This is a genomic window from Rhodoplanes sp. (assembly GCF_013377085.1).
GTDB lineage: Bacteria > Pseudomonadota > Alphaproteobacteria > Rhizobiales > Xanthobacteraceae > Rhodoplanes.
The window spans coordinates 1-20,874 of the sequence record NZ_JACAAX010000021.1 but is presented as its reverse complement, the minus strand read 5'-3'; the positions used below and the strand labels follow the sequence as shown (position 1 = coordinate 20,874).

The 20,874-nt window shown below is 68.4% G+C and carries 19 protein-coding genes; 9 read left to right on the top strand and 10 right to left on the bottom strand.

Features of this window, described 5'->3' with window-relative positions; translation table 11 throughout:
* Positions 1-23: 23 nt before the first annotated feature.
* From HXX10_RS15735 to HXX10_RS15725, 3 genes are all read left to right on the top strand, one after another.
* Positions 24-431 carry a phage major tail protein, TP901-1 family gene (locus HXX10_RS15735; protein WP_296523704.1) on the top strand — a complete coding sequence of 136 codons (408 nt, stop codon included), beginning with the start codon at positions 24-26 and terminating at the stop codon, positions 429-431.
* A gap of 94 nt (positions 432-525) precedes the next feature.
* Positions 526-1,230 (top strand): hypothetical protein, encoded by a 705-nt coding sequence (locus HXX10_RS15730; RefSeq protein ID WP_296523703.1) that lies wholly within the window; start codon positions 526-528, stop codon positions 1,228-1,230.
* A 12-nt stretch (positions 1,231-1,242) separates the two neighbouring features.
* Positions 1,243-1,638 (top strand): hypothetical protein, encoded by a 396-nt coding sequence (locus HXX10_RS15725; protein WP_296523702.1) that lies wholly within the window; start codon positions 1,243-1,245, stop codon positions 1,636-1,638.
* A 113-nt stretch (positions 1,639-1,751) separates the two neighbouring features.
* On the opposite strand, the gene HXX10_RS15720 is transcribed toward HXX10_RS15725, so the two are convergent.
* The 10 genes from HXX10_RS15720 to HXX10_RS15675 form a co-directional block, all read right to left on the bottom strand.
* Positions 1,752-2,222, bottom strand: coding sequence for a DUF992 domain-containing protein (locus HXX10_RS15720; protein WP_296523700.1), 471 nt, complete (start codon positions 2,220-2,222; stop codon positions 1,752-1,754).
* Between the two features lie 367 nt (positions 2,223-2,589).
* On the bottom strand, positions 2,590-3,627 hold the full coding sequence (locus HXX10_RS15715; protein WP_296523697.1) for an ABC transporter ATP-binding protein: 1,038 nt from the start codon (positions 3,625-3,627) through the stop codon (positions 2,590-2,592).
* On the bottom strand, positions 3,624-4,709 hold the full coding sequence (locus HXX10_RS15710) for an ABC transporter ATP-binding protein (RefSeq protein ID WP_296523695.1): 1,086 nt from the start codon (positions 4,707-4,709) through the stop codon (positions 3,624-3,626). The genes HXX10_RS15715 and HXX10_RS15710 overlap by 4 nt, the downstream gene beginning before the upstream one ends.
* The gene (locus tag HXX10_RS15705; protein ID WP_296523692.1) at positions 4,706-5,599 is read right to left on the bottom strand and encodes an ABC transporter permease; all 894 of its coding nucleotides are present in this window, start codon (positions 5,597-5,599) and stop codon (positions 4,706-4,708) included. Before HXX10_RS15705 ends, HXX10_RS15710 begins: the two co-directional genes overlap by 4 nt.
* A 13-nt stretch (positions 5,600-5,612) precedes the next feature.
* A complete protein-coding gene (locus tag HXX10_RS15700; protein WP_296523691.1) occupies positions 5,613-6,566 on the bottom strand; it encodes an ABC transporter permease in 954 nt (317 codons plus the stop codon).
* Positions 6,567-6,742: 176 nt separating this feature from the next.
* Complete coding sequence (locus HXX10_RS15695; protein WP_296523689.1) at positions 6,743-8,350, bottom strand: ABC transporter substrate-binding protein; 1,608 nt, start codon at positions 8,348-8,350, stop codon at positions 6,743-6,745.
* Positions 8,351-8,554: 204 nt separating this feature from the next.
* Positions 8,555-10,144: an ABC transporter substrate-binding protein gene (locus tag HXX10_RS15690; RefSeq protein ID WP_296523686.1), complete on the bottom strand. Its 1,590-nt coding sequence runs from the start codon at positions 10,142-10,144 to the stop codon at positions 8,555-8,557.
* A gap of 396 nt (positions 10,145-10,540) precedes the next feature.
* Positions 10,541-12,637, bottom strand: a complete 2,097-nt coding sequence (locus HXX10_RS15685) for a methyl-accepting chemotaxis protein (protein ID WP_296523684.1) — start codon at positions 12,635-12,637, stop codon at positions 10,541-10,543.
* A gap of 186 nt (positions 12,638-12,823) precedes the next feature.
* Positions 12,824-14,920 (bottom strand): methyl-accepting chemotaxis protein, encoded by a 2,097-nt coding sequence (locus HXX10_RS15680; protein ID WP_296523681.1) that lies wholly within the window; start codon positions 14,918-14,920, stop codon positions 12,824-12,826.
* A 189-nt stretch (positions 14,921-15,109) separates the two neighbouring features.
* Positions 15,110-17,155 (bottom strand): methyl-accepting chemotaxis protein, encoded by a 2,046-nt coding sequence (locus tag HXX10_RS15675; protein ID WP_296523679.1) that lies wholly within the window; start codon positions 17,153-17,155, stop codon positions 15,110-15,112.
* A 284-nt stretch (positions 17,156-17,439) separates the two neighbouring features.
* Between HXX10_RS15675 and HXX10_RS15670 the strand changes: the two genes are divergently transcribed.
* The 6 genes from HXX10_RS15670 (at position 17,440) to HXX10_RS15645 (ending at position 20,811) form a co-directional block, all read left to right on the top strand.
* Positions 17,440-17,841, top strand: coding sequence for a gene transfer agent family protein (locus tag HXX10_RS15670; protein WP_296523677.1), 402 nt, complete (start codon positions 17,440-17,442; stop codon positions 17,839-17,841).
* Entirely contained in the window at positions 17,838-18,035 is a 198-nt protein-coding gene (locus HXX10_RS15665) for a rcc01693 family protein (protein WP_296523675.1), read from the top strand. The genes HXX10_RS15670 and HXX10_RS15665 overlap by 4 nt, the downstream gene beginning before the upstream one ends.
* Positions 18,028-18,627 (top strand): phage tail tape measure protein, encoded by a 600-nt coding sequence (locus HXX10_RS15660; RefSeq protein WP_296523674.1) that lies wholly within the window; start codon positions 18,028-18,030, stop codon positions 18,625-18,627. The genes HXX10_RS15665 and HXX10_RS15660 overlap by 8 nt, the downstream gene beginning before the upstream one ends.
* Positions 18,628-18,799: 172 nt before the next feature.
* Positions 18,800-19,435, top strand: a complete 636-nt coding sequence (locus HXX10_RS15655) for a DUF2460 domain-containing protein (protein WP_296523671.1) — start codon at positions 18,800-18,802, stop codon at positions 19,433-19,435.
* Between the two features lie 30 nt (positions 19,436-19,465).
* The gene (locus tag HXX10_RS15650; RefSeq protein WP_296523668.1) at positions 19,466-20,317 is read left to right on the top strand and encodes a DUF2163 domain-containing protein; all 852 of its coding nucleotides are present in this window, start codon (positions 19,466-19,468) and stop codon (positions 20,315-20,317) included.
* An 8-nt stretch (positions 20,318-20,325) separates the two neighbouring features.
* Positions 20,326-20,811, top strand: coding sequence for an NlpC/P60 family protein (locus HXX10_RS15645; protein ID WP_296523667.1), 486 nt, complete (start codon positions 20,326-20,328; stop codon positions 20,809-20,811).
* Positions 20,812-20,874: the final 63 nt, after the last annotated feature.

Here is a 20,874-nt window from a genome sequence, read left to right as displayed (position 1 = left end):
CCAGAAAAATACGGAGAGACATCATGGCCGCCCAGAAAGGCAAGGATCTGCTGCTGAAGGTGCTCGACGGCGCGAGTTTCGTGACGGTCGCGGGCCTGCGCTCGCGAAAGCTCGCCTTCAACGCCGAGACCGTGGACATCACCCACGCCGAATCCGCCGAGCGCTGGCGCGAGCTTCTGGACGGCGCCGGCGTCAAGCGCGCCTCGGTGTCGGGGCGCGGCCTGTTCAAGGACGCGGCCTCCGACGCGCTGTTGCGCCAGACCTTCTTCGACGGCGCCGTGCGGACCTGTCAGCTCGTGATCCCGGACTTCGGCACCGTGACGGGTCTGTTCCAGATCGTGAGCCTCGAATTTGCCGGCGAGCACAACGGCGAGGTGACGTACGACCTGGCGCTCGAGTCGGCCGGCGCGCTGACGTTCGCGGCGGCGTGAGGCCGACCGGTCCCCAGTTGCCGCCGGGCCGTCTCCTATCGGCCTGTCCGGGTCGGCCCACTGCCGCTGCCCCATCTTCGTTCCGGATCATCCGATGTTGCAGGACTCCTCCGTCGCCGCGGAGCTCTCTCGGTTGCGCATCTCCACTGGTGCGCTTCTCGTCGAGGTGAAGCTCCTGCGGCTGCACCTTCGGCTCGCGCGCGAACGCCGCCAAGCGCTTGCCGCCTCCTCGGACGCCGCCTTCGCACATTGTCTCGCGACGCTCAGGCGCTACGCAGAAACGTGCTGCAAGGCCGGCTTCAACCCGGACCAACCGCGCCTGCCGGCCGGAAGCCCGGACGGTGGCCAGTGGACGAGCGGCGGCGGCGACGATCCGCGTGTCCTCTCCGATGCGACGCCCGACAACGAATGGAGTCCGGGGACGCAGTATGCAGCCTCGAAATCGAGGGCCAGCGGACATCACTTCATGCCTCAAAGTGTGTTTCGCAAGCTTTCGCTACCCGACGAAACGCGTAAAGTCTTTGAAGATGCGAAGACGGGCCCTTTGTACTACGAAGGCAACAACGCCTGGGACAAGGCGCATCGGACATACAGAGACGCAGTCGAAGAGAGGTTTGAAAAGTTCATCGACGTGAATGGAATCAGCGTCGAGAGAATGACCCCTGATCAGGCGCGAACCTTCCTCAGAGAGATCGAAGAGTCCGCAGATCACAGAATACGAAACTTCAATCGAATGATCAGAATGCGGGAGTTGATTTACGGCTACAGAAATCGATTTATCTTCCGCGGCAACGAATGATCGGCGATCGCGATGACTGACGATGATGAGCAGGCGAGACTCTGGGCCGAGCTGTACGACAGGATCGCCGCCGTGCTGCAGCGTCACGGCACCGAGGACCCCCATGCCCGGGCAGACTATTTCGTGTTTGACGACAATTGGGGCGGGCCGGAACAGAGGGTCGAGATCAACAATCTCGCCATGCTGAGGCCGCCGATCGTGAAGGAGCTGCAGGGGCTGCTCCGTGAGTATCCGGACTGGAAGATCGTCGTCGCCGTCGACGTTCGCGGGAAAGAGACGGAATGGCCACCGATGGGCTTGATCGTACGCGCCCACGAGATCATCGACGGATTGCAACGGCAGTATTTACCAGAGGCGTTCCGGGATCTCCGCTACGAGGGAAGCCGACCGGGAACGGCCAGCGATTGAACGAAGAGATCGATGATCGGAGCTCGTCGACCTCGCTCTGCCGCTCCAAACGCGATCGGCCGCGGCGCTGCCGCCGCGGCCGATCGATACGATGAGCGTTCGTGATCAGCAGTTCACTGCAGCGTCAGGCTGGAGATTCCGAGCGCGACATTGACGCCGACATAGTTCTGCAGGCCCACCGGCTGCAGCGAGATCGAGCGACCGGCGCCGCCGACCAGGAAGTTGCTGCCGAGGCCGACGCCGACCGCGAGCGAGCTCGAAGCGCCCGAATAGTTGCCCGCGAGGGCGTGGCGCGGAATGCGCTTCACCGGACCCGGCACCCACACGGACCACACCAGCGGGCCGCCTTGGCTGACGCCGACATCGACACCGACGCGCGAGATCGCCGCCGCATAGGCCTGCCGACGGCCGCGGTTCGGCGTGAACACGCAATGCGCCTGCTGGTTGGAGCCGAGCACCATGCCGACCGTCGGGGACACCTGGCACGCCAGCGTGCCGACATTGACGGCTGTCTGAGCGGACGCGGGCGAGCACGCGAGAACTGCACCGCCGGCGAGCAACAGAGCCACTTTCAACCGAGACATTTCACCTCCAAGTCCTTCACCACATCGTCCTTCGTCACGGCGCGCCTGCATGCGCGAGGGCGTCGGCAGCCGCACCGATGGTGGACGATAGAGGAGCGTCGTGACGTCGAGTCAATGCCCCATTCCGCAATCTTCGGTGACTCGTCGATTTCGCTCGAGGGTGACCGAAACAACACGCTGCTGCCATGGTTTCGGCACGGTCCGTGCGCACTATCGCCCCCGCGGGGACGTGCATCAGGCAGATCCTCCGATACGTTTTTCGATGATGCTCTGCCGATGACGCGAGGACATATTCAGCGCCGCGCGGGGCAGTTGTCACAGTCCTCGAGCAGCGCGATTGTCACGAGCCGTGATCAGGCCGCCGTGATCAGGCCGCCGCGGTCGCGTCGGCGCGGTGACAGGCGCCGTCCTCTGCCGGCGCGGGCAGGAGCAAGCAGCGGGCGACGTGATGAGGAGACGCAGTGCGCTCCTCCGGCACGCCGGCGTTGCAAGCCGGGCGCGCCTGCGCGCAGCGCGGCGCGAAGGCGCAGCCGGGCGGCAGAGCGGTGAGATCGGGCGGAGCGCCGGGAATCGTCTCCAGCCGCGTGCCCTTGGTGAAGACGTGATCGGCCCGCGAGGCCAGCAGCCCGCGCGTGTAAGGATGCGCCGGCGCCCGGATGACGTCGCGGCAGGCTCCGCTCTCGACGATGCGGCCCGCATACATCACGGCGATGCGATCGGCCACCTCGGTGGCCACCCCGATATCGTGCGTCACGAAGATGACGGCGAGCCCGAGCTCACGTTGCAACTCGCGCAGCAGGAGCAGAATCTGGATCTGCACGGTGGCGTCGAGCGCCGTCGTTGGCTCGTCGGCGAGCAGCACCTTGGGCCGGCAGGCGAGGGCGAGCGCGATCATGGCGCGCTGGCGCATGCCGCCGGACATCTCGTGCGGATAGTTGTCCAGCCGCTGCTCCGGCGAGGGGATGCGGACGCGCTCGAACAGCGCGAGCGCCCGCGCCCGTCCGGCGGCGCGCGACACGCGCTCGTGGCGCACCACCGCTTCGGCAATCTGGTCGCCGACCCGGTAGACCGGATCGAAGGCGAGACCGGGCTCCTGGAAGATCATTGCCACGGTGCTGCCGCGGAAGGCCGAGAGCTCGCGGCGCGACAGCGCCGTCACGTCGCGGCCGTCGACCCGGATCGATCCGCCGATCTTTGCGCGCTTCTCCGGCAGGAGACGCATCAGGGCGCGCAGCGTGACGCTCTTGCCCGAGCCCGACTCGCCGAGCAGCGCCACCACCTCGCCGGGCGCCAGCGTGAGATCGACGCCGGCGACTGCGCGCACCGGTTTTCCCGTGCCGACGAAGTCGACGGTGAGGTTCTTGGTCTCGACAAGCGGCGCGCCGGCGGGCGAAAGGCTGCTCATGCGGCGACCTCGCGGGATGCGGCCGCCTGCGGATGGCCGGAGCCCGGCTGCGTCATCAGGCACGCCACCGCATGCGGGCCGGCGACCGCGGCGAGCGGCGGCTCCCGGTTGGCGCAGATCGCCGAGGTGAAGCGGCAGCGGGTGTGGAAGCGACAGCCCGGGGGCGGATCGATCGGGTTCGGCGGATCGCCGTAGAGCGGCGCCTCCTCGGTCCGGTTGTCCGGGTCCATCGACGGCATCGAGGCGAGCAGCGCCGCCGTGTAGGGATGGCTCGGGTTGTTGAGGATCACGTCCGACGGACCGACCTCGGCGACCTTGCCGAGATACATCACCATCACGCGGTCGGCCATGAAGCGCACCACGTTGAGATCGTGCGAGATGAACATATAGGTGAGGCCGAACTCGGCTTTCAGATCGAGCAGCAGGTTGAGCACCTGCGCCTCGACCGATTTGTCCAACGCCGAGACGGCTTCGTCCAAAATCACCAGGCGCGGCTGCAGGGCGAGCGCGCGGGCGATGTTGATGCGCTGGCGCTGTCCGCCCGAGAGCTCGTGCGGGTAGCGGCCGGCAAAGCGGCCGGGCTCGAGCCCGACGCGGGCCAAGAGGTCGTGCGCTCGGCCGGTCGCCTCGCGGCGCGGAGTGCCGTGTACGCGCGGGCCGAAAGCGATCGTGTCCTCGACCGTCAGCCTGGGGTTGAGCGAGGCATAGCTGTCCTGGAACACCATCTGGACCTCGCGGCGATAGGCCGTGAGGTCCAGGGCACGCGAGCCGACCTCCTCGCCGTCGAAGACGATCTCGCCGGCATCGGGCGGAATGATCTGCATGACGAGGCGCGCCGTGGTCGACTTGCCGCAGCCGGACTCGCCGACGATGCCGAGCGTCTCGCCCTTGGCGATGGCGAAGTCGACGCCGTCGACCGCCCGCACGGCGCCCTTGGTCTCGCCGCGCCAGCGCCGCTTGCCGCCGAAATGCTTCACCAGACCGGTGACCGAAAGCAGAGGCTGCGCCGGGCCGCCGCGATCGCGCAACGTGGGATCCGGGAAAGCGGGATCGTGGGCGAGATCATGGGCGAGGACGGTCACGCCTTCACCTCCATGGCCGAGCGCAGCCCGTCCGACAAGAGGTTGAACGAGATCGAGGTGATGAAGATCATCACGCCGGGCAGGGCGGCCACCATCGGCTGGGTGTAGATGGCGGTGCGCAGCGTGTTGAGCATCAGGCCCCATTCCGGCTCCGGCGGCTTGGAGCCGAGGCCGAGGAATGAGAGGCCGGAGGCCAGGATCATCGACACGCTGATCAGGCTGGTCGAGTAGACGAAGATCGGCCCGAGCACGTTGCCGAGCACATGCACCCGCACGATGGTCGGCGCGCGGGCGCCGCTCACGCGGGCCGCCTCGACATAGTCGCGGTTGCGGATCTGCGTCGTGACGCTTTCGGCGACACGCGTCACCTGCGGCACGAACACGATGGTGAGCGCCACGATGGCGTTGAGGATGCCGGCGCCGAGCGTGCCCGACAATGCGATCGCCAGCAGCACCGACGGGAAGGCGTAGAACACGTCGACGGTGCGCATCACCAGCGTGTTGAGCCAGCCGCCCGCATAGCCGGCCATGATGCCGAGCATCGAGCCGACCACGAAGGCGAAGAACACGGGCAGCACGCCCATCACCAGAGACAGCCGGCCGCCGTAGATCAGCCGGCTGAGCATGTCGCGGCCGAGCTCGTCGGAGCCGAGCAGATAGACGGCGTCGCCGACCGGCTTGAGCCGGCGGATCATCGAGCTCTTGTAGGGATCGGCCGGCGCCACCCAGGGGGCGAAGATCGCGGCGAGCACGATGGTCAGGATGATGGCGGCCGCCACCAGGGCGACCGGGTCGCGCGCCAGGCGGCGGACGACGCCGGCCCAATAGCCGCGCCCGAGGCGGCTCGCGGTGCGGACCGTCTCTGCGGCCGGTTCTGCCAGGACGGTCATGTCGGCCTCACGGTCAGCCCCGCTTGATGCGCGGGTCGAGCGCCGTCTGCAGGACGTCGACGGCGAGGTTGAGGGCGACGAAGAACATCGCCAGCACCAGGATGGTGCCCTGCAGCAACGGCAGGTCGCGCTGGAAGATCGCGGCGTTGAGCAGGAAGCCGGAGCCCGGCCAGGAGAACACCGTCTCGATCAGGATCGAGCCGCCGAGCAGATAGCCGAGCTGCAGGCCCATCACGGCGAGCGCGGTCGGCGCCGCATTGGTGACGACGTGGCGGAACACGCCGAACTCGCTCATGCCCTTCGCCCGCAACGCCTCGACGAAATCCTGGGAGAGAATGTCGCCGACCAGCGCCCGCACGGTGCGGGCGATGACGCCCATCGGGATGACCGACATGGTGATGGCCGGCAGGATCAGGTAGCGCAGATGCGCGGCGTCGGGCCGCCAGTCGCCCGAGCCGTCCGGGCCGGCGCCGGTCGGCGGCAGCCAGCCGAGCTGCGCCGAGAAGATGATCACCAGCACCATGCCGAGCCAATAGTGCGGCACGCTGACGCCCAGCACCGAGACGAAGGACGCCAGCTTGTCGAGCCAGGAATCGCGAAAATAGCCGGCCACGAAGCCGAACAGGGTGCCGAACGTGAAGCCGATCGCGGTCGCCACCGTGGCCAGGATCAGCGTGTTCTTGACCGCCCGCATCACTTCGGTGAGCACCGGGCGGCCGGTGGCGATCGAGTGGCCGAGATCGCCGTGCAGAACCTTCCAGAACCACAGCGCGTACTGCACCGGCAGCGGCTTGTCGAAGCCGTAGGCGGCCTTCATCTGCTCTTGCAGCTCGAGCGTCGCATCGGCCGGCAGGATGGCGGTCAGCGGATCGCCCGGTGTGAGATGGACGAGCAGGAAGCACACCACGGTGACGCCGATCGCCACGGGCGTCACGTAGAGCAGGCGGTGGAGCAGGAAGGCGAGCATCGTGGCGCTTTCGGTCCTCGGCGACAGCGATCGTGGCGGTTCTCAGCGCCGTCGTTCCGGGGCGCGGGCTGCGGCCCGCGAGCCCGGAACCCATAATCCCTGTCTGTGAGTATGGATTCCGGGCTCGCCGCTTCGCGGTGCCCCGGAATGACGGTGGAGAGGCGTCGACACGATGCTCACTTCGTCATGGTGATGGGCGAAAAGTCCTGGAACCAGTTCTGCGCCTGGACGAAGCCCTTCACCTTGGCGCTCATGGCGCGCGGGTTGACGTCGTGGGTGACCATCAGGAACAGCGCGTCGTCGACCATCTTCTCGTGAGTCCGGCGCAAGACCTTGTCCTGCTCGGCCTTGTCGAAGGTGGTGCGGATCTGATCGAGGAGCTTGTCCATCTCCGGGTCGCAGTAATAGCCCCAGTTGACGCCGGCCGGCGGCGACAGGTTGCACTGGGAGAAGCGGATGAAGCCGGTGAACGGATCCTGGATGAAGTAGGAGTAGTTCATCGCCGTGGTGCCGAGCGCGGTCGGGTGCCTGGCGCCGGCCCGCCAGATGTTGATCATGGTGTTCCACTCGACCACCTGATACTCGACCTTGATCCCGACCTCGGCGAGAGTCTGCTGGATGAACTCGTTCATCGGCAGCGGCTGCATCTGCCCCGAGCCGGAGGCCGAGATCAGCACTTTTGTCACCAGCGGCTTGGCCGGACTGAAGCCGGCCTCGGCGAGCAGCGTCTTGGCCTGCGCCGGATCGTAGGTCGGCTTGAAGCCGGGATTGCCGAACCACTGGTGACCGGGCGGGAAGAAACCCTGGGCCGGGATCATCAGGCCGCCGAGCAGCTCCTTCAGCCCGTCGCGGTCGACCGCGAGGTTGGCGGCCTTGCGCACCCGGATGTCGTTCCAGGGCGAGCCCTCGACGCGGGAGAGATGCCAGGTCCAGTTGTGCGGATAGGCGTTGGTGACGATCGCGAAGCCGGCCTTCTTCAGCAAGTCGACGGCGTCGGGGGCGGGCGCCTCGATCCAGTCGACCTGGCCGGAGCGCAGCGCGGCGACGCGGGCGTTCGCCTCCGGCAGCGGGATCAGAATCAATCTGTCGAGCTTGGGCACCCGGCTCTTGTTCCAGTAGGCCGGGTTCGGCGCCATCTCGGCGCGCTCGCGCGGCACGAAGGCGGTGAGCTTCCACGGCCCGGTGCCGGCCGGTGTCTTGGCGAAGGCCTCCCAGCTCCGGCCGACCTTCTCCCACTGGCCCGGCGACGACATCATGATCCAGGCGAGCTGATAGAGGAGCGTCGCGTCGGGCGTCTTGGTGACGATCTCCAGCGTCGTCTTGTCGATCGCTCGGTACGAGGCGATCGCCGGCACGCGCGAGCGACCCTGCGCCGACTGGCGCGGATCGTATTGCGGCGCCTTGTCGTCGAGGAGCTTGTCGAGATTCCACACGACCGCGTCGGCGTCGAACGCGCTGCCGTCGTGGAACGTCAAGTCGTCGCGCAGCTTGAAGGTCCAACGGGTCTTGTCGGCCGGATCGACCGTCCACGCGGCGGCGAGGCCGGGGCGGATGTCGGAGGGCTTGTCGGCCGAGCCGAGGTCCCAGTCGACCAGCGCGTCGTAGACCGTGTAGCCCATGAACCGCATGCCCTCGCCGCCATTGTCGGTCTGGCCGGTGGTGAGCGGGATGTCGGAGGCGGTCATGCCGATGCGCAGCGTGCCTTGCGCCTGCGCCGGAAGGGCGGCGAAGACGGGCGTCAGCAGGGTCGCGGCGAGCAGGACGGTCAGTTTGCGGGACGTCATCGCGGGCTCCTGAACGGGGATCAGAGCAGGGCACGGCACGGCCGGAGTCGTGCGTCTTCGAATGCCGGTCGAAACGATCAGGCCCGTCATTCCGGGGCGCGGGCGAAGCCCGCGAGCCCGGAATCCATACTCACGGACCGGGGTTATGGGTTCCGGGCTCGGCCCTTCGGGCCGCCCCGGAACGACGCGCTGGGGCGAGGGCCCTCACTCCAGCCCGATGGTGGTCAGGTCCTGGAACCAGTGCTGCGCCTGGACGAACTTCTTCACCTTGGGCGACAGCGCGTGCGGGTTGGTGTCGTGCACCACCCAGACCAGCGGCGCGTCGTCGACGATCAGGCTGTGCGCGGCCGCCATCAGCTCGTCCTGCTTCTTCGGATCGAAGGTCTGCTTCGCCTCGTCGATGATGGCGTCGACCTTCTCGTTCTTGTACCAGCCCCAGTTGACGCCGGTCGGCGCCACTTGGCCCGAATGGAAGAAGCGGATGATGGCGTAGAGCGGGTCGGACGTGACATAGGCGATGTTGTTGGCCGTGAGGCCGGCGCTCATCTCGTCCTTGGCGCCCTTGCGCCAGTAGGTGTAGAGCGCCTCGAGCTCGACCACCTTGAAGTCGACCTCGATGCCGATCTCCTTGAAGCTCTCCTGCAGGAACTCGTTCATCGGCAGCGACAGCATCTGCCCGGTGCCGCCCTGGGCGATCACGAACGTGGTCTTCAGCGGCTTCTCCGGACCGTAGCCGGCCTCCTTGACCAGGCGCTTCGCCTCGGCGACGTCGTACTTGATCTTGAAGCTCGGCGTGCCGAACCACGGGCTCGACGGGTCGACCTGGCCGATCGCCGGCTTGGCCAGCCCGTTGAGGAGCTGCAGCATGGCGTCGCGGTCGATGGCGAGATTGAGGGCGCGGCGCAGCCGCACGTCGGTCCAGGGCGAACCCGGCAGCATGCTCAGGTGATAGTTCCACACATGCGGCGTGACGTTGGTCACGATGGTCATGCCCGACTGTTTCAGGCGCGGCACCACGTCGGGGGCGGGTGTCTCGATCAGGTCGACCTGGCCGGCGAGCAGCGCATTGGAGCGCGACAGCGCCTCCGGCATGGGGATCAGCACTAAGCGGTCGACCTTCGGGAGCCGTGACTTGTTCCAGTAGTCGGTGTTCTTGACCAGTTCGGCGCGTTCGCGCGGCACCAGCTTGTCGAGCTTGAACGGGCCGGTGCCGGACGGGGTCGCGGCAAACTTGTCCCAGTCGCGCCCGAGCTTCTCGTACTGGGCCGGGCTCGACACCAGGAACCACAGCATCTGATAAGGAAAGAAGGAGTCGACCTCCTTGGTGGTGATCTCCACCGTGCTCGCGTCGATCTTGCGCCAGGAGGCGACCGAGGGCAGGCGCGGCTTCACCTGGGCGCTCTGGCGCTTGTCGAACTGCGGCGCCTTGTCGTCCAGAACCTTGTCGAGGTTCCAGATGACGGCGTCGGCGTCGAAGGCGCTGCCGTCGTGGAACTTGACGCCCTGGCGCAGCGTGAACACCCACTTCTTCTTGTCGGCCGCATCGACCTTCCATTCGGTGGCGAGGCCGGGAACGAGCTTGCCGGGCCGGTCGGCGACGTCCATCTCCCAAGCCACCAGCGGGTCATACAAGGTATAACCCGTGAACTGATAGGCGCCGGCGCCACGGTCGGGCTGGCCGGAGGTGAGGGGGATGTCGGCCAGCGAGATGCCGTAGCGCACCACCGACTCGGCGTGCGCCGGCGTGCCGGCGATCAGACAAATCACGGACAGGGCGGATACCAAAAAGCGCATCGACGTCTCCAGCGAGGGTTCGGCGCTGGAAAAGCAATATCGGTGCCACCCCCGCGGGATTGTTGCCGCGGGCTTATCGGCCATGGCGCGGGCGCCCGCCGAGCATTTCATCAGCCGCCGATGGAATGCTGGGCAGATTCGGTGAGGGGAGGCATGAATGGCGAGGCTTGGCGCTGCCTCATCATACCGGCTGAGCATTCGGCCTTTTAGGGGGTGCCCGGATCGCGTCGCATGCCATGCATACAAGCGCCGTGGGGTGCCTCGTCGGTGGGCTCGGCCGGTCGCCGGCCGCGGGCCGACGACCTCGGCGCCATCGTCGGCATCCGGGTGGTATGCGATCTCGGGCGCTGAGCGGAGCCGGGCCGACGAAAGCCGGGGCGTCCGTCAGGCGCCGCGTCAGGCGGCGCGGATGTTGTGCAGGAAGGTGTCGACCTCGCTGCGCAGCTTGTCGGCCTGGAGGTTGAGGATCTCGGCGCTCGACTTGACGCCGTCGGCGGCCGCCCCGGTCGCATCGGCGCCGGCCCGGACGCCGCCGATATTCTCGGAGACGTCGCGGGTTCGTCGCGCGGCTTCCTGGGTGTTGCGGGTGATCTCGGCGGTCGCGGCGCCCTGTTCCTCGACGGCGGCGGCGATCGAGCTGGCCACCGCAGAGACCTCGGTGATGGTGCTGCCGATCCGGCGCATGGCCGCGAGCGCCTGGTCGGCGACCGTCTGGATGGCGCCGACCTGGCCCGAGATGTCCTCGGTGGCCTTGGCGGTCTGGCCGGCCAGCGTCTTCACCTCGGAGGCGACGACGGCAAAACCTTTTCCGGCCTCGCCGGCGCGGGCCGCCTCGATGGTGGCATTGAGCGCCAAGAGGTTGGTCTGGCTGGCGATGGCCGTGATCAGGTTGACGATCTCGCCGATCTTGTGGGCCGCGTCGGTGAGGCCCTGAACGGTCGCGTCGGTCTCCTGGGTCTCGGCGACGGCGCGCTTCGCCACCGTGGCGGCATGCGACACCTGGCGGCTGATCTCGTGGATCGACGAGGAGAGTTCCTCGGAGGCGGCCGCGACGGTCTCGACGTTCTGCGAGGCTTCGGTCGAGGAGGAGGCGGCATCGCGGGCCTGGCCGTTGGTGCGGTCGGCGGTGGCGGAGAGCGTGTCGGAGGTCTGCCGCATTCCGGTCGCGGCCGAGCCCAGCGCCTGCAGGGCGTCGCCGATGCCGGCCTCGAAGGCGGCGATGTGGCGCTCGATCGCCTGCTGGCGATGGGTCGCCTGGGCGCGGCGCTGCTCCTGCTCCTGCTCGATGCGGGCCTTCTCGACGGCGTTCTGCTTGAAGGTGGCGAGCGCGGCGGCGAGGCTGCCGATCTCGTCGGTGCGGTCGCGATAGGGCACCTCGGTCGAAAGATCGCCGTCGGCGACCTTCACCATGGCGGCGCGGATCACCTGCAGCGGACCGATGACGCGCCGGCTGACGATCAGGATGCCGCCGGCGGCGAGCACCAGCGCGGCCGCGAGCAGCACCAGACGCACGATCAGGTTGGTGCGTGCCGAGGTGACCTGGGCCTGGGCGTGGTCGCGCGCCGCATCCAGCGCCGCTTCCGGAATGACCGCGACGAGGTCGAGGCGCGGAACAGAGTCGAGCCTCCAATCGCTCGACGGAATGGCGATCTGGTCGCTCGACCCGAGCGCCGCCATGATGCGGTTGCGATTGGCGGTGAAGCTCGACTCGAAGTAGGCGGCCTTGGCCCTCTCGATCGCCTGGGTCGCGGGCGACTGCGGCGTGAGCCCGAAACGGATCCTGTCCAGCAGGTCCCAGCCGGCCTCGGCACGGGCGACCGAGCCGGCGAGCTTCTGCAGGGCGACCGGGGGCAGGTGCTGCTTGAATGCGAGCGCGTTGGAGATCGCCACCGAGATGTCGCCGAAGTCGCTGCGGATCATCCAGCCGGCATCCTTGATCATCATCATCTGGTCGATGAAGGCGTCGCGGTTGCGGGAGACCAGGTCGAGCGAGGCGTTGATCTGCGTGATCAGCTCCATCAGGGCATCCGTCGTCGCCTGGATCTCCTTGGCGAGGGTTCCCCGCCGCTCGCCTTTCGGCCTCGTGACGTCGCGTGCGATGTCCTGGTCGAGCTCCCGAAGCTTGGTCGTGAGTTGCGAGATGTTCTTGACGGCAACCTCACGTTGAGCGAACTGGATCGACGGCAGGAGCAGCAGGGCGCTCTGCAGGGAGGCGATGCCGATCGTCCGCGATTCCTCGAGCTGCTTGAGATCGTCGGGCGTTGCCATGCCGTCGATACTGACGGCGCGCACCGCGCGGGACCGGATCAACCGGATGTTCGCCATGGCGCGGAACATGTCGCGCGACACGTCGGCGACGTCGGCGAGATGGCTCGCGGTCGCGTGGATGCGCCATGCGTCCCAGGCCCCCGTCGCGAGGACGGCCACGATCACGGCGGCCATGAGGGCGATGACGGACTTCAGCAGAATGTTGGAAGAGAGACGTGAAAACATCGGGCACCCCCCGAGCATGATGCCGCACGATAGGGGCTATACATTAAGTGCCAGTGAAGCGTACTTGCCGGACTGGGCCGTTTATTTGCGTCGGCGCAGCAATTCCACCCTGCAAAAGAAAAGCGCCGGCGGGTGAGCGCCGGCGCGTCCTTCTCTGCGATCGGGTCCTCGGCGGACGCCGCCGTCTCAGGCGGCGCGGATGTTGTGCAGGAAGGTGTCGACCTCGCTGCGCAGCTTGTCGGCCTGGAGGTTGAGGATCTCGGCGCTCGACTTGACGCCGTCGGCGGCCGCCCCGGTCGCATCGGCGCCGGCCCGGACGCCGCCGATATTCTCGGAGACGTCGCGGGTTCGTCGCGCGGCTTCCTGGGTGTTGCGGGTGATCTCGGCGGTCGCGGCGCCCTGTTCCTCGACGGCGGCGGCGATCGAGCTGGCCACCGCAGAGACCTCGGTGATGGTGCTGCCGATCCGGCGCATGGCCGCGAGCGCCTGGTCGGCGACCGTCTGGATGGCGCCGACCTGGCCCGAGATGTCCTCGGTGGCCTTGGCGGTCTGGCCGGCCAGCGTCTTCACCTCGGAGGCGACGACGGCAAAACCTTTTCCGGCCTCGCCGGCGCGGGCCGCCTCGATGGTGGCATTGAGCGCCAAGAGGTTGGTCTGGCTGGCGATGGCCGTGATCAGGTTGACGATCTCGCCGATCTTGTGGGCCGCGTCGGTGAGGCCCTGAACGGTCGCGTCGGTCTCCTGGGTCTCGGCGACGGCGCGCTTCGCCACCGTGGCGGCATGCGACACCTGGCGGCTGATCTCGTGGATCGACGAGGAGAGTTCCTCGGAGGCGGCCGCGACGGTCTCGACGTTCTGCGAGGCTTCGGTCGAGGAGGAGGCGGCATCGCGGGCCTGGCCGTTGGTGCGGTCGGCGGTGGCGGAGAGCGTGTCGGAGGTCTGCCGCATTCCGGTCGCGGCCGAGCCCAGCGCCTGCAGGGCGTCGCCGATGCCGGCCTCGAAGGCGGCGATGTGGCGCTCGATCGCCTGCTGGCGATGGGTCGCCTGGGCGCGGCGCTGCTCCTGCTCCTGCTCGATGCGGGCCTTCTCGACGGCGTTCTGCTTGAAGGTGGCGAGCGCGTCGGCGAGGCTGCCGATCTCGTCGGTGCGGTCGCGATAGGGGACCTCGGTGGCCAGATCGCCGTCGGCGACCTTCACCATGGCGGCGCGGATCACCTGCAGCGGGCCGATGACGCGCCGGCTGACGATCAGGATGCCGCCGGCGGCGAGTACCAGCGCGGCCGTGAGCAGCACCAGGCGGATGATCAGGGTGGCGCGTGCCGAGGTGACCTGGGCCTGGGCGTGGTCGCGCGCCGCATCCAGCGCCGTCTCGGCGACGGCCGGCAACGCCATCAGGCGCGGCACCACGATGCCGAGCCATTCGGCGACCGGCGTCACGATCGGGTCGTTGCCGCTCAGCACCGCGACGATGCGGTCGCGCGGCACGGTGAGGTCCGGGCCCAGATAGACGGTGCGGGCCTTCTCGATCGCGGCCGACACGGGCGAGGCCGGCGGCAGGCCGAGCCGGATGGTCTCCAGCATCTCCCAGGCCGCGTCAGCGCGCCCGAGCATGCCGGCGAGCGACTGCTTGTCCTGGTCGGTGAAGCGTTTCTTGAAGGCGAGGCCGTTGGACAGCAGGATCGACATGTCGCCGGCGTTCACGCGGGTGAGCCAGGCGGCGTCCTTGAGCAGCACCATCTGGTCCACGAAGGCGTCACGGTTGCGGGCGGCGCCGTCGATCGCCTTGGCGATCTCGCCGATGACGACGACCAGCCTGTCGGCCGACGCTCCGACCTCGTTGGCCAAGCCGGCGCGGCGCTGGCTCTTCGGGCGGCCCAGCTCGGCGATCGCTTCCTTGTCGAGCGGCAGGTACGTCCCGAGCTCGCTCTCGAACGCCTTCAGGCGCCGGTCGCGGTCCGGGAAGTCGATGGCCGGCAGCAGGGTCCGTGCGGCCTCGAGGGCCGGAAGCGAGACCTTCTGGACGTCGTCGATCTGCTTGACCAATCCCGGGTCCGGCACGCCGTCCAGATTGAGGGCGCGGACCACCAGCGAGCGGTTCAGACGCACATTGACCATGCCTCTGAACAGATGCCCCGACGTGTCGGCGACGTCGGCGAGGCGGCCCGCCATCTGCAGGGCCCGCCAAGCGTCCCAAGCGCCCACGGCCAGCACCAGCACGATGCCGGTGGCCATCAGGGCGATGACGGATTTGAGGAGGACGTTCGAGGACAGGCGATTGAACATGGCGGGCTACCCGATTTGCGTTGCCCGCAGAGATAGCCCGTCCGCCTTAAGCCCCCGTAAAGGAATGGATCGATTTGGAGTCGTCGTGGCGCCGTGCAGGCGCGGTATTCACGCGCCGCAGCGGTTCGCCCAAAAAGCAGAGCGCCGGCGGGTGGCCGCCGGCGCTCCGGAACGACGATCGGGTTTCGATCAGGCGGCGCGGATTTTCTGCAGGAAGGCGTCGACCTCGCTGCGCAGCTTGTCGGCCTGACGATTGAGGACCTCGGCGCTCGACTTGACGCCGCCGGCGGCCGTGCCGGTGGCGTCCGCTCCGGCCTGGACGCCGACGATATTGTCGGAGACATCGCGGGTTCTTCGCGCGGCTTCCTGCGTGTTGCGGGTGATCTCCGAGGTGGCGGCGCCCTGTTCCTCGACCGCGGCGGCGATCGAGCTGGCCACCGCAGAGACCTCGGTGATGGTGCTGCCGATGCGCCGCATCGCCGCGAGCGCCTGGTCGGCCACCGTCCGGATGGCGCCGACCTGGCCCGAGATGTCCTCGGTCGCCTTGGCGGTCTGGCCGGCCAGCGTCTTCACCTCGGAGGCGACCACGGCAAAGCCCTTGCCGGCCTCGCCGGCGCGGGCCGCCTCGATGGTGGCGTTGAGCGCCAGCAGGTTGGTCTGGTTGGCGATCGCCGTGATCAGGTCGACGATCTCGCCGATCTTGTGGGCTGCGTCGGTGAGCCCTTGCACGGTGGCGTCGGTCTCCTCGGTCTCGGCGACGGCACGCTTGGCGACGGTCGCGGCATGGGCGACCTGGCGGCTGATCTCGCTGACCGAGGCGCTGAGCTCCTCCGAGGCGGCCGCGACGGTCTGGACGTTCTGAGAGGCGTCTGCCGAGGAGACGGCGGCCGTGCGTGCCTGACCGTTGGTCTGGTCGGCCGTGGAGGACAGCGCGTCCGAGGTGTGGCGCATGTCGGTCGCCGCGGTGCCGAGCGCCTGCAGGGCCTCGCCGATGCCGGTCTCGAAGGTGGCGATGTGGCGCTCGATCGCCTGCTGGCGATGGGTCGCCTGGGCGCGGCGCTGCTCCTGCTCCTGCTCGATGCGGGCCTTCTCGACGGCGTTCTGCTTGAAGGTGGCGAGCGCGGCGGCGAGGCTGCCGATCTCGTCGGTGCGGTCGCGATAGGGCACCTCGGTCGAAAGGTCGCCGTCGGCGACCTTCACCATGGCGGCCCGGATCACCTGCAGCGGGCCGATGACGCGCCGGCTCACCATCACGATGCTGGCGGTCGCGAGGGCGAGCGCGCCGGCGAGCAGCACCAGGCGGACGATCAGGGTGGTACGGGCCGAGGCGACCTGGGCCTGGGCGTGATCGCGCGCGGTGTCGAGCGCCGTCTCGGCCATCTTGGTCAACAGCAGGAGCCGCGGCACCGAGTCGAACGTCCACTCGCCGACCGGCACGGTGATCGGCTGGTCGGAGCCGAGCTGCGCGATGATGCGGTCGCGCTTGGCGATGAACTCGGGCGCGAAGAATTCGGCCTTGGCCTTCTCGATCGCCATGGCGGCGGCCGAGCCGGACGCTAGCCCGAGCCGGACACGCTCGATCATGTCGGCACCGGCCGTGGTTCGGCCGATGATCTGCTGGAGTGTCTTCAGGTTCGCCGGGGAGAGGTGCTCCTTCTTCGTCAGCGCATTGGAGAGCATGACCGAGATGTCGCCGCCGTCGCTGCGCACCAGCCAGGCGGCGTCCTTCAGCAGCATCATCTGATCGATGACGGCGTCGCGGTTGCGGGCCGCCGTGTCGATGGCCGTGCCGGCTTTCTGGAGCAGGTCGATGAGGGCTTCGGCGGTGGCGACGATCTCATTGCCGAGGCCGGCGCGGCGTTGCGCCTTGGGCTTCATGATGTCGGCCGCAGCCTCCTTGTCGAGCGCTTCGTAGCGCTGGGCGAGCTGCATGAACTCGCGCACGCTCGCGTCGTGCCCGGCGAATTCGATCTCGGGCAGCAGCCGTGCCGTGTTCTTCAGGGCCGGGTTCCCGACCGCACGGGTCTCCTCGATCTGCTTGAGCTGGGCCGCATCGACGGCGCCATCGAAGGCGAGGGCGCGTGGCGTCAGCGCGCGGATGAGCCGTAGGCTCGACATCGCCCGGAACATGTCGCCCGAGACTTCCGCCGTCTCGGCGAGTCGGCTCGCGGTCGTCAGATTGCGCCAAGCATCCAAGGCACCGCTGGCCAGCACGATCACGATGATCGCTGCCATGATGGCGATGACCGACTTCAGCAGGACATTTGACGATACACGGTGAAGCATTGGGGCCAACTCGCATTGTAAAATGTGCAAATATATTCATCCGCCGGTGTTAACCGGTCGTGAAATCTCGCTCAATTCATGAAGATTATGCCCCGTCGGACCCTGATCGATCAGAACGGAAACAATCGTTCTATACGGCATAACCCGAGCGAACTAATCAGTGGGGCTCCAGTTCGCCATCGCGTTGTTTCAGCTCGGGAACGTACATCATCACGTTTTTTAGGAGCAGGGCCATGGCTAATCGTCACCGGGGCGAGATCGAGGCGGAGCTCGCTGGCGCCACCCGCCGGCTGGTGCTCACCCTCGGCGCACTGGCCGAGCTCGAGTCCGCCTTCGGCGCCGACGATCTGGTCGATCTCGCCGAGCGCTTCTCCGGTGGTCGGCTGCGGGCCCGCGATCTCGTCTGTGTGGTCGGGGCGGGTCTGCGCGGTGCCGGCGAGAGCGTGACAGACCAGGAGGTCGCCGCCATGACGACGCCCGGCGGGGCCGCCGGCTTCGTGCGGATCGCGGCGGATCTTCTGGCCGCGACCTTCGGCACGGACGATGCGCCCCGAGGCGCAAGCGCGCTGGGTCGGCATCCGCCGGGCGGAGATCCGCCGGACCCTTCGCGGCCGCAGGACGTCGCCCCGGTGTGAGCCGCCCGGCGCCGTTCCCGTGGGACGAGGCGATCGGTCTCGGCCTCGGCGTCCTGCGGCTGTCTCCCGAGTCCTTTTGGCGGATGACGCCGCGCGAGTTCGCCCATGCACTGCGGGCGCACGGGCTTGGTGTCGTCGCGCCGCTCACCCGTACGATCCTGGGCGATCTGATGAGGAGATATCCGGATGGCTGACACCACGGATCCCGGCACGCACGGCACCGCGTCGTTCGACGAGACCGAGCGGCAGGCCGAGGCGCTGTCGGGTCGTCTGGTCGACCTCCAGCTCAACGCCAAGGCCTTCTCCAGTGCGATGACGAGCGCGCTCACGGGTGCGGTGAGCGGCGGGCGCCAGCTCGACGACGTGCTGAAGACGCTCACCCTGCGTCTCTCCGACCTGGTCCTCAAGGCCGCCCTGAAGCCGTTGACCAGCGGCCTCGCCGGCGGACTTCAGGATCTGTTCGGCGGCCTGTCGGGCGGCAGCCTCGATCTCAAGGCGGCGACCGGGGCGATCAAGCCGTTCGCGGCGGGCGGGGTGATCGGCACGCCGACCTACTTTCCGCTCGCCGCCGGCGGCCTCGGACTCGCCGGCGAGGCCGGACCCGAGGCGATCGTGCCGCTCGCCCGTGGCGCCGACGGGACGCTCGGCATCGCCGCCTCCGGGGCGGGCGGCGCCAACGTGACCATCAACATCGCGGCCCAGGACGTCGGCAGTTTTCGCGGGTCCGAGGTCTATCTCACCGGCCAGATCGCCCGCGCCGTCGCCCGCGGCCGGCGGGGATTGTGATCTGATCAGTTCATTTCCTCTTCGTCATTCCGGAAGCGCCGCGCAGCGGCGCTGTCCGGAATCCATAAGCCCTGTCTGGGGGTATGGAGTCCGGGCTCGCGGGCTTGCAGCCCGCGCCCCGGAATGACGGAGGCATAGTCGACCAGACCACACGTCATCATCGGACATCGCCATGGCCGCCTTTCACGAGGTGCTGTTCCCGCTCGACATCGCACTGAAGAGCGCCGGCGGGCCGGAGCGCAGGACCGAGATCGTCGCGCTCGGATCGGGACGCGAGGAGCGCAACGCCCGCTGGACGCATGCGCGCCGGCGCTTCGACGCCGGCTACGGCGTGAAGAGCGTCGCGGCGCTGTCGGCCGTGGTGGCGTTCTTCGAGGAGCGGCGCGGCCGCCTCTACGGCTTTCGCTGGCGCGATCGGCTCGACCATTCCTCCGCCGCCGGCGCCCCGGGGCCACTCGACCAGACTCTCGGAACCGGCGACGGCACGACTGCGGCCTTCGATCTGGTGAAGGTCTACGGGACGATCCACGCGCCCTATCGCCGGCCGATCGCAAAGCCGGTCGCCGGCAGCGTGCGGGTCGCGGTCGGCGGGGTCGAGCAGATTCTTAGCACGCACTTCACCTGCGACCCGACGAGCGGGCGCGTCACCTTCCTGGCGGGCCATGTGCCGGCGGCCGGGGCGGCCGTGACGGCGGGCTTTCTGTTCGACGTGCCGGTGCGGTTCGACACCGACTATCTCGAGGTCGACCTCACCGCCTTCGCGGCGGGGGCGATCCCCAAGATTCCGCTGATCGAGATCCGGCCGTGACGGTCCGGCCCTTCATCCGAGAGCATCACCATGCGCACCATTCCGGCGGGCCTGCAGGCCGCGCTCGACACCGGCGTCACCACGCTGTGCCGCTGCTGGCTGATCCGCCGCGCCGACGGGCTTTTGCTCGGCTTCACGGATCACGACGAGGATCTTCTGCTCGGTGCCACGCTTTGTCGGGCCGCGAGCGGGCTCGACGCTTCGGAGGCGACGGCGCGGTTCGGCCTGCAGGTCGACGGAAGTGAAGTCTTCGGCGCGCTCGCCGACGACGCGCTGTCCGAGGCCGATCTGGCCGCCGGCCGCTTCGACGGCGCCGCCATCGAAACCTGGCTGGTCGACTGGACCGCGCCGGGCGAGCGCCTGCTTCTGGCGGCGGCGACGCTCGGCGAGGTGAGGCGGGAAGGCGCCGCCTTCACGGCCGAGCTGCGCTCGCTCGCCCAAAAGCTCGGCCAGGAGAGCGGGCGCCTCTACACCGGCGCCTGCACGGTGGATCTCGGCGATGGGCGCTGCCGGGTCGATCTCTCGGCGGCGGCGTTCCGGGTGAGCGGCAGCGTCGCAGCGCTCGCCGGCACCTCGGTGCTGCGCGTCGCCGGCTGCGACGTCTATGCGACGGGCTGGTTCATGGCCGGGCGGCTGGTGTTCACCAGCGGCGCCAATGCCGGCGTCGCCTGCGAGGTGAAGCGCCACACCGCCGATGCGGGCGGCGTCACCGTGACGCTGTGGCAGGCCATGCCCGAGCCGATCGCGCCGGGCGACACCTTCGTGATCACGGCCGGCTGCGACAAGCAGTTCGCCACCTGCCGCGACCGCTTCGGCAACGCCGCGAATTTTCGCGGTTTTCCGCACATCCCCGGCAACGACTACGTGATCAGCCACGCGTGAGCACCGCCATGAGCCTTTCCACGACAGCCCCGGCGTCGCGTGAACGAATCGTTGCGGAGGCGCGCGGCTGGATCGGCACGCCCTATCGCCACCAGGCCTCGCTGAAGGGGATCGGCTGCGATTGTCTCGGCCTGGTGCGTGGCGTGTTTCGCGCCGTCGTCGGCCGCGAGCCGGAGGCGCCGCCGCCCTATACGCCCGACTGGGCCGAGGCGACCGGCTGCGACACGCTGCTCGACGCGGCGATCCGGCATCTGATCAGAATCGATGCGGAGGCGTCCGCTTCAGGCGCTTTCGCCCTCGGCGCGTTCGCGCCCGGCGACGTGCTGCTGTTCCGCTGGCGCGCCGGCCTGCCGGCCAAGCACGCCGCCATCGTCACGAGCGACGACACGATGGTGCATGCCCACGACGGTGCCCGCGTCGCCGAGGTGGCGATCGCGCCCTGGTGGCGCCGCCGCATCGCCGGCGTGTTCGCTTTTCCGGGCGTGAGCGACTGAAGGTCTTTACCTCCCCCTGGAGGGCAGGGGAATCGCGTTTGAAGTAGCGCAGGATTGGGGTTG